The organism is Meiothermus hypogaeus (assembly GCF_003574035.1).
GTDB classification, from domain to species: Bacteria; Deinococcota; Deinococci; order Deinococcales; family Thermaceae; genus Meiothermus; species Meiothermus hypogaeus.
This window is the reverse complement of the sequence record NZ_QWKY01000022.1, coordinates 20134-36575: the sequence shown is the minus strand read 5'-3', so window position 1 is coordinate 36575 and position 16442 is coordinate 20134. Positions and strand designations below refer to the sequence as shown.

The window sequence follows — 16442 nt, the reverse complement described above, 5'->3', positions numbered from 1 at the left end:
TACCCTCCAGGCTTTTTATATCTTGGCACGCCCCGGGATTAAATGCTTCTATTTGAACCACCATTCACGCACCCGCCGGATAACCCAGACCCCCACCAGGCCAACCGCCAGGCCAATCAGAAGGCCGTTCAGCACCCGGAAAAAAGAAATGCTAAGGGGCGTGTGGTAGTGCGAAAAGGTGTTCAGGATGGAGCCCATCCCCACCGCTACCAGCACCAGCAGGACGTTTTTGAGCCAGGTCGGCCAGGGCAGCAGCAGCGCCACCGGGGCCAGGGCGTGGGCGAAAATCTCCTTGAAGCGGGGCCGCACCATCACGTCCTGCAGGAAGGCCCGAAGCTGCAACTCCCACTCGGGCACGATGGAGGGGGCCGCGTCGTTGCCCCGGCGCAGCACCGCGAGCCCAACCACCGCCAACCCCAGGAGCGCCACCGCCACCTCGCCTAACTTCAGGGGATGGTTGTACAGCGCGTTGAGGGCAGGCTTGTAAGCAGCAGGCAGGAACGATAACGCCACCAGCAGGGGCGGTACCACCAGGGTCAGCGAGACCCCCCGGAAGGGCTCGAGGCCCAGCACGCTCTGGGGGGTGCTGCCCAGGGCCGCCAGGAACACCACCCCGGCCAGCGAGTAGAGCACCGCCGCCAACCACAAACGCAAACCCGGCAGATGGCGCTCGAGGAAGCCCAGCGCCGGGAACACCATCGCGGCCAACAAGGGCCCTGCGTCTCCACGGGCTACCCCCAGGGCAAACAGGGTGAGCAGTACCGCCACTGGAATGCCCCAGGGCTGCGGCAGCCCCACAGCCAGCAAGGCCAGACCTGCCAGAATGCCCACCAGGGCCACAAAGCGCAGCGGCGAAGGGCTGAAGTCGCGAGCGGTGGGCGTGCCGATGGGGATGCTCGAGCGCTCGAGGTCGCGCCGCAGGATGGTTAGAAAAGCCTCGGTATCGCTCGGTTGTTTGTAGGGCCGCAGGTAGAGCAACTGGTGCCCGCGCTCTCGGGCAGCCAGCACAAACTTATCGGCGGTTTCGGCGGGGGTCAGCTTGTCCTGCCACTCGGGCCGAATGCTGAAGAGCCGCTTGACCGGCAGGGTCTGGCTGAGCTGCGCAAACCCCCGCTGGGGGGTGCCCTCAATCCAGGCCATGGGCTTGCCTTGCAGGCCGGCTGCCACGACCTCGAGGTTGTCCTTGTAGCCCAGCACGTCCAGCCCCGCAAAAACCACCGCATCGGCCTCGGGCGGAACCAACTCCACGTCGTATTTGCGATAGGGGTGGTCAAAAGGCCGGGCCACCAGGTAAAAACCCTGGGCCTTGAGCTCGCGGGCCAGGGCCAGGTCGTAGCCCGCCGGGAAAAAGTCCACGTTGACCGGCGTGGCCAGCCAGGTCTGGGTGCCAATCAACACCCGCTCGGTGGGGATATTCCACCGCGCCACCATGGCCTCCAGGAGACTTACCGGGCCGGTCAAGTAGAACCAGCCAGGCTTGATCTGGGCGTTGGGATAAAGCAGCTGCAGGGTATTGGAGGGATGATAGGTTAGAAGCCCTCGGCTCACCCAGTTCCGCACCGATTGTTCATACAGCGCGACCCCCTGCACCCCCAGGGCCTGGTATTCCCGTATCACCTGCAAAAAAGTTTTGCCGGTGAAGCGGGCCTGGTCGGCCACCTCCTCGCCGTCCATAATAAGCACCACCGGCCCCGGACGTTCGGCCTGCATCCGCGGCAGCAACGCGGGCAAGCTCAGCACCACCGAGAGCAACACCGCCAGCCGCAAAAGACTGCGTAGGTTCACGAACGCCCCCCATGATTCACCTTCGAGGGAACCAGGCTTCGTACCCGTGCTGTGAGCATTGCCAGGGCTTCTTCGTTATGCCCCCCATGGGGAATGATCACATCGGCGTAGCGCTTGGAGGGCTCCACAAAGGACAGGTGCATGGGACGAACCTGCTCCAGGTATTGTTGAATCACGCTCTCTACGGTACGCCCACGCTCGACGATGTCGCGTTGCAAGCGCCGGATAAAACGCACGTCGGCGTCGGTGTCCACAAACACCTTGAGGTTCATCTGGGCCCGCAGGGTGGCATCCACCAGCAGCAGGATGCCCTCGAGCACCACCACCGGAGCGGGCTTCACCAGAATGGTCTCCTGGGAGCGGGTGTATTCTCTGAAGGAGTACACCGGAATCTCCACCGGTAGCCCCGCCACGAGCTGGCGGATATGGCTCAGGTAGAGCTCGAGGTCAAACGCATCGGGGTGGTCGTAGCTTTGCTTGAGGCGCTCCTCAAAGGGCAGGTGGGCGTTGTCTTTGTAGTAGTTGTCCATCGGCAACAAGGCTACGTGCTCTGGCCCTGCCGCATTAATCACCGCCTCGGTCACGGTGGTTTTGCCGCTGCCGGTGCCCCCGGCAATTCCAATCACAAAAGCCCGACTCACAAAGCCAATCATACGCTGCGTGGTTTAGCCTGGGTAGGCTCTAACATCAGCAAAGGCTTCGCTAAAGGTGGTTTATCGCGCCCTTCACAGATGTTGCCGCCCGCGAAAACGAGAATGTGTCTGCACCCAGACGCATGTTATGCACCCAAGCGTGGGCCGGGCCCGGCCCACGCTTGGGTTTCGAGTTTCCGGGTGGCAACTGTTCTGTCTGGGATAGAGGATTCTTGATTCTCGAGAGGCTCCTTCTATGTGAAGAGCGCTCTACAGTATAACCTGAAGCCAAAAAGCTGAAGGCCGAAGGCCAGCTCAATGCTTCCGGAGCCCTGATGTACCAGGTGCCCTGCGCTCGAAACGAATCATACCGGATTCAAAAAGACAGTTTACAAAACCAAAAACACTAGAGGCTGTCTTTTTGAATCCTAGAGCACACCCCTCCCTTGAGTACCGGCGCTAGCCGGGGGCCGATGGCCCTTCACTGTCGGTCGGCGAAGAAAGCGTCTCCTTTCCAAGGGGCGGTATCGCCCTCCGCTACGCGGATAACTTCCAAGGGGCGGTATCGCCCTCCGCTACGCGGATAACTTCGGTCGGGTTAGTTCGTCACCAAAGGGTGACGAACTAACCGAATCTGGTATCAAAAATCCAGATCCATGCATAAAGCGTCCGATGAGGACTGAACCGACCCCGCAAGGACGTTGGGCACCACCGAGTCTGTTAGAGTATTGGGCGAAGATGATCGTCCTGACCGGCGAAGTACTGGTTGACCTCATTGGCCGCAATGCGGACTCGCGCGCAAGCCTAGCCTATACCGGCAGGCTGGGCGGCTCGGCTTTGAACACAGCCTCCACCCTGGCTCGATTGGGCGCACCGACCCGCTTTGTGAGCGAGGTTGGGCAGGATTTTCTGGGTGAATGGGCCATCGCCCGCATTGCCGAGCGAAAAATTGAAACCCGTTTTATCCAGCAGCTTCCCGGCGTACCCACCCCCCTGAGCGTGGCTGAGGTAGACCCGGAAGGCAACGCCCGGTTCAGCTTCTATCGGGCTTTTGGCAGTACCCAGTTCAGCCCCGATAGTGCGGCCATGGCCCGGGCCAAGTGGTTTCACTTTGGCTCCTTATCGGCTTTTGAACCCCGCAACATTGCTGGCATCGAAAACCTGCTGGAAATTGCCCGTGAATACGATGTGCTGGTGAGCTTCGACCCCAACCTACACGCCCGACCCAATGAAACCTATTGGGAGCAGCTTCGGCGCTACATGCCCTATGTTTCGGTGCTAAAGGCCAGCCTGAGCGACGCTCAGCTCCTCTTTCCGCACGCCCCCAACGATCCGCAGGTCTTGCTCGAGCACCTGGTTGAGCTTGGGGCCCCGGTCACGGTGCTGACCCTGGGTGCCACCGGGGCCATGGCCGCTTTTCGTACCCGGATGATACGGGTTCCCGGAGTCAAGGTCGCGGTAGCAGATACCATTGGGGCGGGGGATGCCTTCATGGCAGGGCTTATTTACGGCATGATGAAGCAGGAAATCGGCTCCAGAATGGAGCTTTTATCCTGGGATGGAACCCAGCTCCCGGTAATCCTTTCCTCTAGCAATCACCTCGCGGCCATTACCTGCACCGTGGAAGGCGCCAGCCCGCCCGAGCAGCCCTTGCATGCCTGGTGGGAACGTTTTGGCTAAAGACACCCAGAAGATACATCACCGGAATCACACCTCGAGTTGACCGAAAGCCCAAAGCCGAAGGCTGAAAGCCCTACAGCAACTCGTGCAAGCCCTTCTGGGGTCATTGCAAGGAGGCCCCTGGGCCGACTAATACCGGATTCAAAAAGACAGTTTACAAAACCAAAAAAACTGTAGGTTGTCATTTTTGAATCCTAGAGCACACACCTCCCTGTCGGTCGGCGAAGAAAGCGTCTCGCTTTCCAAGGGGCGGTATCGCCCTCCGCTACGCGGATAACTTCCAAGGGGCGGTATCGCCCTCCGCTACGCGGATAACTTCGGCCCTGTTGATTCGTTACCATTCGGTAACGAATCAATCGAATCTGGTATAAGCAATCCAGCGGGTCGCTAAGCCCGGCCAATGAGATGCTCTGAATGGCTTCCCCATCGGCTTGGCCTCAGGGTTGCAATGACGTGAAAAACATAACGATCCACGCCAATTCCATGAGCAACTATCGCAAAATGTACCCGGCACAGCAAAAGCCGCTGTACCGGGTATTCTCGTGTAGCGCTAGACTCGAGCCGCTGAACGGGTGTCCTGGGCCATGGCGTGACCGATGGCCTTTTCGTGCCCATCCACTTCAAAGGCGTGGAGTTTGCTGGTGTCTACCAGCAGTTCAACGGTGTCGCTGGGCAGTACCATGGCGTGGCCGTCTACCTTGGCGGTCAGCATGTGGCCCCCCACTTCTACATGCACTTCGGTATCGGCTCCCAGAGGTTCAACGATTTCGACCCTGCCCTTAACCACATTGTCGCTCTCGGGAATGCTGGTCCAGCCCTTGAGACCGATGTGTTCGGGGCGAATGCCCATCCAGACTTCCTTGCCGTTGTAAGGCATCAGGCTGGCCCCCAGGGTACCGTTGGCCTTGACCTTGAACCCCTCACCCACAAAGTAGGCGCTACCGCCTTCGGTCTGCACCCTCGAGCGAATGAAGTTCATCGAGGGGGAGCCGATAAAGCCGGCCACAAACTTGGTTTCGGGGAAGTCGTAGAGGTTCAGGGGGCTATCGACTTGCAAGACCTCGCCGTCCTTCATCACCACAATGCGCTGGCCCAGGGTCATGGCCTCGACCTGGTCGTGGGTCACGTAGACGGTGGTGACCCCCAAGCGGCGCTGGAGCTTGGAAATTTCGGCCCGCATCTCCACCCGCAGCTTGGCGTCGAGGTTGGAGAGGGGCTCGTCGAACAAGAACACCTTGGGTTCGCGCACGATGGCCCGGCCCATGGCCACCCGCTGACGCTGACCCCCCGAAAGTTCGCGGGGCTTGCGCTGCAAGAGGTGGTCAATCTTGATGATGCGGGCGGCTTCCTTCACCCGGCGGTCAATCTCGTCTTTGGGCACCCTGCGCAGCCGCAACCCAAAGGCCATGTTCTCGTAGACGTTCATGTGGGGGTACAAGGCGTAGTTCTGGAAGACCATGGCAATGTCCCGGTCTTTGGGGGGCACATCGTTCACCAGCCGGTCGCCGATGAAGAGCTTGCCCTCGGTGATGTCCTCCAGACCCGCAATCATGCGCAGGGTGGTGGTCTTGCCGCAGCCTGAGGGGCCTACAAAGACCACAAACTCGCCGTCTTCGGTCTCGAGGTTGAAATCCTTGACCGCCGTAACCTTGCCGCCATACTTCTTGTAGACGTGCTCCAACCGAATTTTTGCCATTATGGCCTCCTACCTTGAAGCTGTGCTGCTCAGAGCGCCAGCCTGTACCCAGTTCCCGCGCTGTGAGACCTCGCCCTGGCGAGCCCATCGGGGATTGCTGCTGGTACGTCGGTAGTTTACCTGGCTACAGGAGCAAACTTCAAGCGCCGACCCGCTGTGGGCTATCCAACCGGTACTCCACGGTAAAGCTCATCGAGGCTCAGAGCAACATTGACACAGGGCAGCCTTACGGCTCCGTCCTCTATGAGCTCGTAGCGCCAGCCACCGTCCTCCATCCGCCAAAAGACTTCCAGCCTTTTATACCGGATTCAAAAAGACAGTTTACAAAACCAAAAACACCAGAGGCTGTCTTTTGAATCATAGAGCACTCCCTTCGGTCGGGTTAGTTCGTCACCCTTTGGTGACGAACTAACCGAATCTGGTATAAAAACCGGGTGACCAGACGGTTGCGATAATCGGTTGTACCTGCCAAGGCAAGCATAAGCCCGTCCACAAACTCGTGCCGGGTCTGGGACTTTGTCTCCTGCTCGAGGAACTCTTCAAAGGTCGCCTAGCGAACCGGATTCTGCCTGGGCATGGCTTCAGTGTAGCAAAACCCACCTATAGCCTAATCGGTGGCCTCACCAGCTTTGGCGGGCTGGCGTTTAAGGTTCTGTACCACCAGCTCGGAGATGTCCAGCACCCGGGGGGCCTGGCCTTCGGGTTCCTGGGTGGCTTCCAGGTTCATCATCTGCATGCAGAAGGGGCAGCCCACCGCAATGGTGTGGGCGCCCGTGCCCTTGAGTTCGCGGTAGCGGTTCGTAGAAACCCGCTCGTTTCCAGGCTCTTCTTCTTTCCAGAACTGCGCCCCGCCGGCCCCACAGCAGAAGCTCTCCTTACCGTGACGTCCTGGCTCATGCAGCTTGAGGCCCGTGGCCTGGATTACCTGCCGGGGTTCGGCAATCACCCCATTGTGCCGCCCCAGGTAGCAGGGGTCGTGGTAGGTGACTTCACCCGCCATCGGGATCATTTCCAGCTTCTTCGCATCGATCAATTCGGCAATGTAATCGGAGTGGTGCTTGACGGTGTATTGACCGCCAAAGTCTTTGTATTCGTTGGCGAGGGTGTGGAAGCAGTGAGGACAGGTGGTCACAATGGTCTTGGGTTTGGCCTCCATCGCGGCGTTCAGGGTCTCCACGTTCTCGGTAGCGAGCTGCATGAACAAGAACTCGTTGCCGGCCCGGCGAGCGGCGTCGCCGGTACACTTTTCCTCCTTGCCCAGCACCGCCCAGCTAACCCCGGACTCGTGCAGGATTTCGGCAAAGGCCCGGGCGGTTTTCTGGGCCCGGGGGTCGTAGGACGGTGCACAGCCCACCCAGTAGAGCACCTCGGCCTCGGGGTTCTGGGCCACGGTTTGCACCTCGAATGGGAGCCCCTCGGTCCAGCCCATGCGCTTATCGGCCCCCAGGTTCCAGGGGTTGCCGTTGCGCTCCATGCCCTTGAAGGCATTGTTCAGCTGGGCCGGAAACTCGCCCTGCATCATCACCCGCTCGCGCCGCACGTCCAGGATGTGCAGCATCTGCTCGTTGCCCACCGGGCACACCTCGATGCAGGCATTACAGGTGGTACAGGCCCAGATGGACTCTTCGTTCATGGCAAAGTCCATCAGGGGACGGGGGCTCTCCTTGCCTGCGGCAAAATCAGGCAAAATCTGGTTCAGCTCGTAGCGCTCGCTAATCAGGATGGCTGCCGGGGAGAGGGCTTTACCGGTGGTATAGGCCGGGCAGACCTCCTGGCAGCGGTTGCACATGATGCAGCTATAAGCGTCCAGTAAGCGCGGCCAGCTAAAATCTTCCAGCCTAGCCACCCCGAACTTTTCCAGCTTTTCCAGCTCTTCAAAGTCTTTGGCGATGGGCAAGAGGGCCCCTGGTTTTTCCTTCTTGAAGGCCAGGTTGAGGGGAGCCAGAAAGAGGTGAATGTGCTTGGAGCGGGCGAAGTAAGGGATGAAGAGCAGGATGGAGCCAATGGCAAACCACCAGAAAACGTGCTCAAAAATCACGATGCGGTCCACGTCCACCCAGAGGAAGATGGCCGAGGCCAGGCTGGCCACCGGCTGGAAGGGGTCGGGGCCGTAGTCCAGGTTGGCGGCCTGGGCGGCTTTGTGCAGCAAGCGGCTTCCCACATGGAATAAGATGAAACTCCCCACAATGGCGCTATCGGTGGGGATGCCCTGGCGCACCTTCTCGTGCAGGGGGGTTTTCTCGTTCCACTGAAAGGTCTTGCGCCCGGCCCCGGAGTAGCGCCTTATTAGCAGGCCCACAATGCCCACCAGGATCAGGGCAGTTAGAAGGTCGGCTATCAGGTTGTAACCGTTCCAGAAGCCCCCCCGGGCCTTGAAGGGAAAGAAGCCCTCGAGCACATCCACCAGGTTCACGGTCAGGTAAAAGACAAAGCCATAGAACACGAAAGCGTGCAGAAGGCTCACCCAGGGCCGCTTCTTGAAGACGGTCTGCATGGTGAGGGTCTGCCAGAGGGCCCTACCGAGCCGAGCGGGCAGATTATCGAAGCGGTCTTCTGGCTGGCCCCGGCGGATGGCCCGGTATACGCGCAGCAGCGCACCACCGCCAAAGTAAAGCGAGGCCAGTACCAGGAGCAAGAAAGCGATTTTTTCGGGGGTGGTCAACATTCTTTGTTCTCCCGTCCAAACTAAATTGAACTTGGTACAAGTTTAGCGTTTCCAACTTCTGGCATCAAGCTTACCTGCTTGTTCAAAATTCCAAGAGATTGACAACGATTATTCAAAGGAATATTATCATTAAAAAGTTTTTGAATGATTGGAGAAAAATAAATGTCTAAATCTGCCAAACAAGCCGAGCCTTCCCCCCCTGAACCCGCCGATCAAATGATCATTCGGGACCTGGAGACGGTCAAGGTGCTCACCGACCCCTTACGACTGGAAATCCTCGAGCTCATGCGCCAGCCCATCACTGTGAAAGCCGTCGCCCGGTCGCTCAAAATGCCCCCCACCAAGCTCTACTACCACATCGGTCAGATGGAGGCGCACGGTCTAATCCGGGTGGTCGCAACGCGGGTGGTTTCGGGCATCATTGAAAAGCAGTATCAGGTTACAGCCAGGCACTACAGCATCGACCGCAAGCTGCTTGGGGTAGACAAGAACAACCACCACAGCCTGACCCAAATCCTGCACAACGTGCTGGACGGGGTTAGCGCTGACATCCAGAAGGGGTTGGAAAGCGGCCTGATTCGGGTTGGCGACGAACACCCTGTACACCAGCGCTTGGTGCTGGGGCGCACCCTGGTCAGGATAACCCCCCAGCAAGCGCAGGAATTCATCGAAAAAATCAACCAGTTGCTCAAACAATTCAGCGAAGACCCATCGGAGGAAGCCCAGCCCTACAGTTTTCTCATCGCCTTCCACCCGCATTCCCAGGCCAAGGTCATGGAAGGCGACGATGGCTAGGCCTGCCTTGGCCAATCCCTTGCAATACAAGGGCTTTCGCAACCTCTGGCTGGCCCAGAGCATCTCCGACTTTGGGGACGGCCTGACCGGGTTGGCCTTGCTGATCATGGTTAATCAGCTCACCGGCTCCACGGCGGCTCTGGCTACCATGGCCATCGTGCTGGCTATTCCCCAGGTCACCCTGGGGCTGGTGGCAGGGGTTTATGTAGACCGCCTCGAGCGCAAAAAAATCATGCTGGTTTCCGACTCCGTGCGGGCCTTATTGGTACTGGGTTTTGTGCTGGTAGACAGCGTGGAGCATATGTGGGTACTCTATGTGCTGGCTTTTTTACAATCGGCGGCGGGCACTTTCTTTGGGCCGGCACGGGGCGCGGTAATTGCCCAGCTTCTGCCTAAAGAGGCCCTGCTGGCTGCCAACTCCATCACCCAGACCAGCCGCATCATCGCCGGGATGTTGGGGGCCTCGGCGGCAGGGGTTTTGATTGGGTCGTTCAAGGTCTACTGGCCGGCTTTTGTCATAGATGCTGCCACATTTGCTTTTTCCTTTTTGCTGGTGCTGCTGGTACAGGTACCCAGGCTGGAGGGTGGCGGACAAGCACAAGCCAGGCGTGTACTCGAGTTGCTTTGGGAAGGTTTGCGAACGATTGGGCATTCCCGCATATTGCGCGGAACCCTGACCGGCGCGGGGGTGATGATGCTGGGGCTGGGCGCGGTGAACATCTTGTTTATCCCCTTGCTCACCAACGACCTTAATGTACCTACCACTCTGTTTGGTCTGGTGCAGGCAGCGCAAACCGCCGGAATGATTCTGGCCGGTGGAGTGGTGGCCCTGCTCGCGTTGCGGCTCAAGCCCACCCACATGGTCAGCATAGGCCTGATGGGGATGGGCTTGATGGTCGGGTTGATCGCGGGGGTGGAGCAGCTGTGGCATGTGCTGGTGCTGTTGTTCTTCATTGGGTTGCTGGGGGCTCCGGTGCAAGCCGGAATCGGCACCCTGGTGCAGACCTCGGTAGACGACCATTCCAGGGGCCGCGTGGGGGCCGCACTGGGCGCGGTGATTGGTAGTGCCAACCTGACCTCGATGGCTCTTGCGGGGGTACTGGCAGGCTGGATTGGGGTGCGGGAAGTGTTTGTAGTAGCTGGCATCCTGGCCGTGGTGGCTGGGGCAGCGGCGTTCTGGGTGTTTAGGGACAGAGCCACCCAAACAGTGGTAGGAGGTAGCAAATGAAAACAGCCTGGGAACTGAGGATTCGGCAATTAGACATCCGACTCGCCAGCCATGCGGATTATGTGGCCCTCAACAACTTCACCAACCTGATCCGTGCAGAGCGCACCCCCGACGACCCCCCTCGCTCGCTGGAAGAAACCATTCAACAAGCCCGGAACATTCCGCCGGTGGTGGATCTGCGGATGTGGGGGATGGAACAACCCGAAGGAACCGAGTTTGTTGCAGTTGGAAGTATAGAGATTGTGCAGCTCGAGCAAAATCGCCATGCGGCCCAGTTCAACCTCGATGTACTGCCAGAGTTTCGCGAGCGGGGCCTCGAGGTTTCACTCCTGCGCCACATTACCGAGGTCGCCGAACAGGCGGGGCGCAGCCTGCTTATCACCTCTACCAATAGCCGGGTACCCTGGGGCGAGGCCCTGATGCAAAAGCTGGGAGCGGAGAAAGCCCTGGAAAGCCACACCAACCAGCTCGTCTTACGGGAGCTAGACCAGCACCTGGTCAAAAGCTGGCTCGAGCAAGGCCAGGAAAAGGCCGTGGAGTTCGAACTCTTGTTCTGGGAAGGGGCCTACCCCCAGGAACATCTGACCGCTTTTGCTGCACTGATGGACGTGATGAATACCGCCCCCAGGGGCAGCCTTCAGGTAGAAGACTTTCAGCTCACCCCAGAACTTTTGCGGCAGATTGAACAGATGCTCTTTGCTGCTGGCAATGAGCGCTGGACGCTGGTCGTGCGCGAAAAAGCTAGCGGCCAGTTGGCAGGCTACACCGAGATTACCTGGCACAAGGGCCGACCCCAAATTATCAATCAGCAGGGCACTGGCGTGCTGACTGAGTTCCGCAACAAGGGACTGGGGCGCTGGTTGAAGGCAGCCATGCTGGACAAACTTCTGCACGAGCGGCCAGAAGCTCGCTTCGTCCGCACCGGCAATGCCGACGCCAACGCCCCCATGCTCAAAATCAACCAGGCTTTGGGCTTCCAGCCCTACATTGCTCAGGCCACCTGGCAGATCGAGACCACACGGGTGCGGGCCTGGCTGGAGGGTGAACCCAAGTAATACCAGATTCGGTTGATTCGGTACCGAATGGTAACGAATCAACCCGGTTCGGGAGGGGTGTGCTCCAGGATTCAAAAAGACAACCTATGGTTTTTTTGGTTTTCTAATTTTACGCGGTGGCCCAAAAGCCTGTCCTAAGCAAAGAAATAACATCGGGTAGAGATAAAAGTGTGTTTCTAAAGGACTATGTAGGGTTGCTTGGCGCATTGTGCCTGAAATGCTGTATTGAAGCCCAATCTCGTCATTGCAGGAATTCCCCAACGCCCTGTTTTGAGAACCTCGAGCCAGGTTTGAAGCGCAAACTCTCACCCAAATATCTACAGATTGTTCGATTGACATGGCGACAAAGTTGAATTGATTCGATAAACACACAGTTCTAGTAAGCTAGATCAAGATTTTACTGTGCGGGACTGACCAAACACAACCGCGCAAAATCTGTTTTTGAATCCGGTATAAAATGCGGGGCGATGAATACCTTTGTGCTGGCCTGGGTTTTGCTCCTGGTGTTTGCTGCTTTCAACAACTATATCATTTATCGCCTGCTGCGGGAGCGCAACCGCATCGACCTGATGTGGATCGGGGTGGTGGCAACGGTAGTCCCCGTGGGGCTTTTTGCGCTGTGGCCGGGGGCCATTACCCTGATGTCCTTCCCGCTCCTGCAAAGCGTGGGGATGCTGGTCATTATGCGCCTAGCACAGCAACGCTAGTGGGGCTGGGCCAACACCACCGCCCAGGCGTTTCCCACCCTCGAGAGCCCCGCCCCAAACTCGGTGTAGTAGGGGTTCATGATGGCCCGGCAGTGGGGCGGCGAACGCAGCCACCAGCGTACTGCCCTGGCCGGGTCGCTGCTGCGGCCCTTGAAGATAATCTCCGACATGCGCAGGTAGCCATAGCCCGCCCGGGCCACCCGCACCCGGGGCCCTACGCCCTGGAAATAGTGCGACATAAAACCGTAGCGCCCCATGTTAAGGGCGTGGCCCCTGGCGGCCTGAGCCAGAGTGGCATCGTAGCGTAAGGGCGGCAAAGGAACCCCACCCCCACCCCCGCGACAGGCCACACCGCTGGCCCGGGCCTCGTTGATGAGGGAAAGAACCTGGGATTCCAGCTGGACGGTAGGCTGGGCCATGGCAGCGGAAAAGCCCAAAACCATTAGCACCCACCAAGCCCGCTTCATAGGGATATCAAGAAACTACCACACACTCGCCCGACCAGGACAGGCAAAATCCTTAACGTAACGGCCAGGGCGATGGGCGCAAATGGGTTACAACAGGGCGAAACTGACAACCGCGAAGATGATTCCCAGGGTCGCTCCTACCGCAACCTCGAGGTAGGTGTGGCCCAGCAGCTCTTTCAAAGGCTCGGGCCGGGGGCCGTGCTCGAACACGGCCCGAAACTCCTCAAACAGGTCGTTCAAACGCTCGGCGTGCAGCCCCGCGGCCCGGCGAATGCCGGTAGCATCGTACATGACGATGATGGCCAGCACCACGGCAATTGCAAAAAAGGCGCTATCCAAACCCTCGGTAATTCCCACCCCGGTCGCCAGCGCCGCTACTGTGGCCGAGTGGGAGGAGGGCATGCCACCGGTTTCGGCCAGGCGTTCCCACTCCCAGCGGCGCTCGACCAGGTAGTAAATGAAGAGCTTGAGGAGCTGCGCAAATACACTGGCCAGAATGGCCGTCCATAACACCTGGTTAGCAAGAAGCTCGGTCACTGCTTTTCATTCTACCTTCATTGTGCAGGGCTGGCCTCTGGCCCTGGGTAGACAATCAGCCTCCGCCTAAGGGTGAACCCCGGCGACGGATGGCTGCCTTAACTGTGTTATGGAGCAGCATGGCCACCGTCATTGGGCCCACACCCCCCGGCACCGGCGTCAGGGCCGAGGCTACTTCGGATACATCGGGCGCCACATCCCCCACCAGGATGTCGCGGCCTTTTTCGTTCTGGCCCACCCGGTTGATGCCCACATCCACCACCACCGCGCCGGGGCGCACCATATCTCGCGTAATTAGCCCCACCTTGCCCACCGCCGCTACCAGCACGTCCGCCCGGCGGCAGACGTCGGGCAAGTCCCGGGTGCGGGAGTGGGCCAGCGTTACGGTAGCATTCTCTCGCAGCATCAAGGCTGCAAGTGGCTTACCCACCAGGTTACTGCGGCCCACAATCACCACTTCCTTGCCCGCCAGAGGAATCTGGTAGTGCTTCAATATGCGCATCACCCCGGCAGGGGTACAGGACTCCAGGGCTTCCAGGCCCATCCACAAGCGCCCTGCGTTGGTAGGGGTCAGGCCGTCCACGTCCTTCAGGGGGCTGATGGCTTCCAGCACGGTATTGAAATCTACCTGCTTGGGCACCGGCGACTGTACCAGGATGCCGTCCACCTCGAGGTCGGCGTTGAGCCGGGCGATATGGGCCAGCAGCTCGTCCTGAGGAGTGCTTTCGGGAAACACATCCACCTGGCTGGACAAGCCCAGTTTCTTGGCCTGCCGGTCTTTGAGGCGCACATACGAAACCGAGGCCGGGTCTTCCCCCAGCCGAACCACCCGCAGATGGGGCACATAGGGCAGCTTCGACAACTGGACTTGCAATTCCTGATAGACCGCTTCGGCCACCGGGGGGCCGGAAAGTTCTAGCATAGCGAACCTCGAGAGAAACAATAAACCAGCAACTGCCGACTAATCGTCCTTAGAAACCGCTTGCAGCTCCCCGGCCTCGATGCGCTTGAGCAACCGGGCCAATACGCCGTTTACAAAGCGCCCCGAGTCCTCGCCGCCGTAGCGCTTGGCGATCTTGACGGCCACCTCGATCAGGGGGGCGTGGGGGGTGGGCTCAAAGAGCATCTCGTAGGCGGCCAGCCGCAAAACCGCCAGGTCGGTCTTGGCCATCTGGGCAAAGCTCCAGCCCTCGATGGTGGCAGCCAGGATTTTGTCAATGGTTTCCTGCTGGCTCTGGTAGCCCTGCACCAACTGGCGGGCAAACAGAAGCCCTTCGGCATCGAGCACGTCGGCATCCTGGTCGGACTCATCGGGCTCGAGTTCCTGGGTAGCGTGTTGCCAGGCGGCCTCGAGCGGAACCCCGCCGACCGCGTGCTCAAAGAGCACCTTAAAGGCCAGTTCACGGGCCTTACGCCGCATAAACACTCCACATGGGGATGGCGAGGTGGGGGTCGGGGCCGAGGCGGGTTGCGTACTCGAGGGAAGCGCTAGTATCTCCCTTGTACCCTGTTCTCTCGACCCTAAGCTGCATTGGGCTCCTTGTATTCGACCGAAACCACCGTCACGTTGACGGCCTTTACCTTGAGACCGGTAGAAGCCGTAATGGCTTCAGCCACGGTTCGCTGGGCTTCCTTGGCCGCCTCCATCACGGGCTTCCCGTAGTCGACGCTCACGTTGAGGTCTATCGTGAGGCTATCACCTTCGCGCTCGAGGCGCACCGGGCGCGAACGACGCCCAGAAAGCACATCCCCCACACTTCGGGTGCCTGCCTGGGCCAGCCTGAGCCCCTTTTGCCCTTCCAGTGCCAGCACCACCAGGCTGATCAGGGCCGATTCGGAAAGGTCGTAGTCCACCATGTACTTAGTTTACCTGCTAAACATATAGAGCACAAAAAAGCGGTAAGACACAAGGGCCTCCATTGACTCTTTCCTGACCTCTGCATCCGTTTCTCTATCCCTATTCAATAGGGTAGTGGCCAGGTTCTAAAGTAGTCCCGGATGCGGCCCCACAGACCCACCAGCCCACGGGGTTCCAGAATCAGAAAGAGCAGAATCAGTACTCCGAAGGCTACGCTGCGCCAGGCCGAAAGCTGCGCCACGTACTGCGGCCCAAAGGCCCCGGCAATCACGCTCAGGGTCTCGGGGATAAGCACGATGAAGAAAGCACCCAGCACTGCCCCCAGCACGGTGCCGGCTCCACCCACAATCACGATGGCCAGGTACTGAATGCTAAAGGACAGGACAAAGTTTTCCGGGGTGACGGCGCCAATCAGGTGCATCAAGATGCCCCCGGCAATGCCGCCATAAAAAGCCGAGAGGGCAAAGGCGGTGAGCTTGGAGCGCACCAGATCTACGCCGGAAAGCTGGGCCGAGAGGTCGTTGTCGCGCACGGCAAACCAGGCCCGGCCAGCCCGGGTGGAAAGCAGGCGTTTGGCATAGAAAAACATCGGAATAGCAAAGACCAGCCCCAGGTAGAAGACCACCCGGTCGTCGGCCAGGGGCAGCCCCAGAAAGGTACCTTCGGCGGGAAGCTTGCGACCGGCCACCCCACCGGTAAAGTCGGTCCAGCGCTTGAAAATATAATCGGCCAGGAACTGGAAGGCCAGGGTAGCAATGGCCAAATAAGCGCCTTTGATACGCAGTGAGGGAATCCCCAGTACGATCCCAATCAGCGCAGCGATCAATCCCCCCGCGAGAATGCCCAGGGGCGCCAAATCACCTGTGAGGTGGCTGGAGGTGTAGGCGCCGATTCCCACAAAAGCCGCCTGACCCAACGAAATCTGGCCTGCACCGCCAACCAGCAAGTGCAAGCCCAGCCCGGCCAGAGCGGCCACCAGAATCTGAGTAGCAACAAACATCGGGTACTGCGGCAACAGCAAGGGCATCACGAGCAGGCTGATTATCGCTATCACCAGCCAGAAGCGGCCCTGTGGGGTGCTGGCATAGGCTTCGTCCTGGCGGTAGTCTTCGCGCACCGTACGGGAAAAACGACGGCTAAAGGCATCGGTAAGGGATTGGCTTAGGCGGTACATGCTTGGGTCTCCTCCAGCCTGAGCGACATCATAGAGACAATAGACGGGTTGGGCACAATGATACTGAAGTGGGCGCACACTTTTCCCTGTCCTTCAGCGTCTGTAGTGAATGGCGGGACACACAATCCCGGGCCGCTACACCACCCCCTGGGCCCTCGCTTTT

General features: G+C 59.3%; 15 protein-coding genes. 5 read left to right on the top strand and 10 right to left on the bottom strand.

Features of this window, described 5'->3' with window-relative positions; translation table 11 throughout:
- Window positions 1-48 precede the first annotated feature (48 nt).
- Both Mhypo_RS07720 and udk read right to left on the bottom strand, forming a co-directional pair.
- Window positions 49-1785, bottom strand: a complete 1737-nt coding sequence (locus Mhypo_RS07720) for a DUF5693 family protein (RefSeq protein WP_119340724.1) — start codon at window positions 1783-1785, stop codon at window positions 49-51.
- Window positions 1782-2438, bottom strand: coding sequence for a uridine kinase (gene udk / locus Mhypo_RS07715; protein WP_119340723.1), 657 nt, complete (start codon window positions 2436-2438; stop codon window positions 1782-1784). The genes Mhypo_RS07720 and udk overlap by 4 nt, the downstream gene beginning before the upstream one ends.
- A gap of 717 nt (window positions 2439-3155) precedes the next feature.
- On the opposite strand from udk, the gene Mhypo_RS07710 reads away from it, so the two are divergent.
- Complete coding sequence (locus Mhypo_RS07710) at window positions 3156-4097, top strand: carbohydrate kinase family protein (RefSeq protein WP_119340722.1); 942 nt, start codon at window positions 3156-3158, stop codon at window positions 4095-4097.
- A gap of 550 nt (window positions 4098-4647) precedes the next feature.
- On the opposite strand, the gene Mhypo_RS07705 is transcribed toward Mhypo_RS07710, so the two are convergent.
- Together Mhypo_RS07705 and Mhypo_RS07700 are read right to left on the bottom strand one after the other, a co-directional pair.
- A complete protein-coding gene (locus tag Mhypo_RS07705) occupies window positions 4648-5793 on the bottom strand; it encodes an ABC transporter ATP-binding protein (protein ID WP_119340721.1) in 1146 nt (381 codons plus the stop codon).
- Between the two features lie 607 nt (window positions 5794-6400).
- Window positions 6401-8458, bottom strand: coding sequence for a (Fe-S)-binding protein (locus Mhypo_RS07700; RefSeq protein ID WP_119340720.1), 2058 nt, complete (start codon window positions 8456-8458; stop codon window positions 6401-6403).
- A 216-nt stretch (window positions 8459-8674) separates the two neighbouring features.
- On the opposite strand from Mhypo_RS07700, the gene Mhypo_RS07695 reads away from it, so the two are divergent.
- From Mhypo_RS07695 to Mhypo_RS07680, 4 genes are all read left to right on the top strand, one after another.
- Window positions 8675-9253 (top strand): winged helix-turn-helix domain-containing protein, encoded by a 579-nt coding sequence (locus Mhypo_RS07695; RefSeq protein WP_170148242.1) that lies wholly within the window; start codon window positions 8675-8677, stop codon window positions 9251-9253.
- On the top strand, window positions 9246-10481 hold the full coding sequence (locus tag Mhypo_RS07690) for an MFS transporter (RefSeq protein WP_119340718.1): 1236 nt from the start codon (window positions 9246-9248) through the stop codon (window positions 10479-10481). The genes Mhypo_RS07695 and Mhypo_RS07690 overlap by 8 nt, the downstream gene beginning before the upstream one ends.
- On the top strand, window positions 10478-11536 hold the full coding sequence (locus tag Mhypo_RS07685; RefSeq protein WP_119340717.1) for a GNAT family N-acetyltransferase: 1059 nt from the start codon (window positions 10478-10480) through the stop codon (window positions 11534-11536). The genes Mhypo_RS07690 and Mhypo_RS07685 overlap by 4 nt, the downstream gene beginning before the upstream one ends.
- 467 nt (window positions 11537-12003) lie before the next feature.
- Window positions 12004-12243, top strand: a complete 240-nt coding sequence (locus tag Mhypo_RS07680; protein WP_119340716.1) for a hypothetical protein — start codon at window positions 12004-12006, stop codon at window positions 12241-12243.
- Here Mhypo_RS07680 and Mhypo_RS07675 read toward each other — a convergent pair.
- The 6 genes from Mhypo_RS07675 to Mhypo_RS07650 all read right to left on the bottom strand — a co-directional run bounded on the left by Mhypo_RS07675 (window position 12240) and on the right by Mhypo_RS07650 (window position 16279).
- Window positions 12240-12710: a CAP domain-containing protein gene (locus Mhypo_RS07675; RefSeq protein WP_119340715.1), complete on the bottom strand. Its 471-nt coding sequence runs from the start codon at window positions 12708-12710 to the stop codon at window positions 12240-12242. The genes Mhypo_RS07680 and Mhypo_RS07675 overlap by 4 nt on opposite strands.
- Before the next feature lie 87 nt (window positions 12711-12797).
- Window positions 12798-13247, bottom strand: a complete 450-nt coding sequence (locus Mhypo_RS07670) for a divergent PAP2 family protein (protein ID WP_119340714.1) — start codon at window positions 13245-13247, stop codon at window positions 12798-12800.
- Between the two features lie 55 nt (window positions 13248-13302).
- Window positions 13303-14169, bottom strand: a complete 867-nt coding sequence (gene folD, locus Mhypo_RS07665; RefSeq protein WP_119340713.1) for a bifunctional methylenetetrahydrofolate dehydrogenase/methenyltetrahydrofolate cyclohydrolase FolD — start codon at window positions 14167-14169, stop codon at window positions 13303-13305.
- 39 nt (window positions 14170-14208) lie between these two features.
- The gene (nusB, locus tag Mhypo_RS07660) at window positions 14209-14667 is read right to left on the bottom strand and encodes a transcription antitermination factor NusB (RefSeq protein ID WP_119340712.1); all 459 of its coding nucleotides are present in this window, start codon (window positions 14665-14667) and stop codon (window positions 14209-14211) included.
- 101 nt (window positions 14668-14768) lie between these two features.
- Window positions 14769-15104, bottom strand: a complete 336-nt coding sequence (locus Mhypo_RS07655) for an Asp23/Gls24 family envelope stress response protein (protein ID WP_119340711.1) — start codon at window positions 15102-15104, stop codon at window positions 14769-14771.
- A 104-nt stretch (window positions 15105-15208) separates the two neighbouring features.
- Window positions 15209-16279, bottom strand: coding sequence for a branched-chain amino acid ABC transporter permease (locus tag Mhypo_RS07650; protein WP_119340710.1), 1071 nt, complete (start codon window positions 16277-16279; stop codon window positions 15209-15211).
- Window positions 16280-16442: the final 163 nt, after the last annotated feature.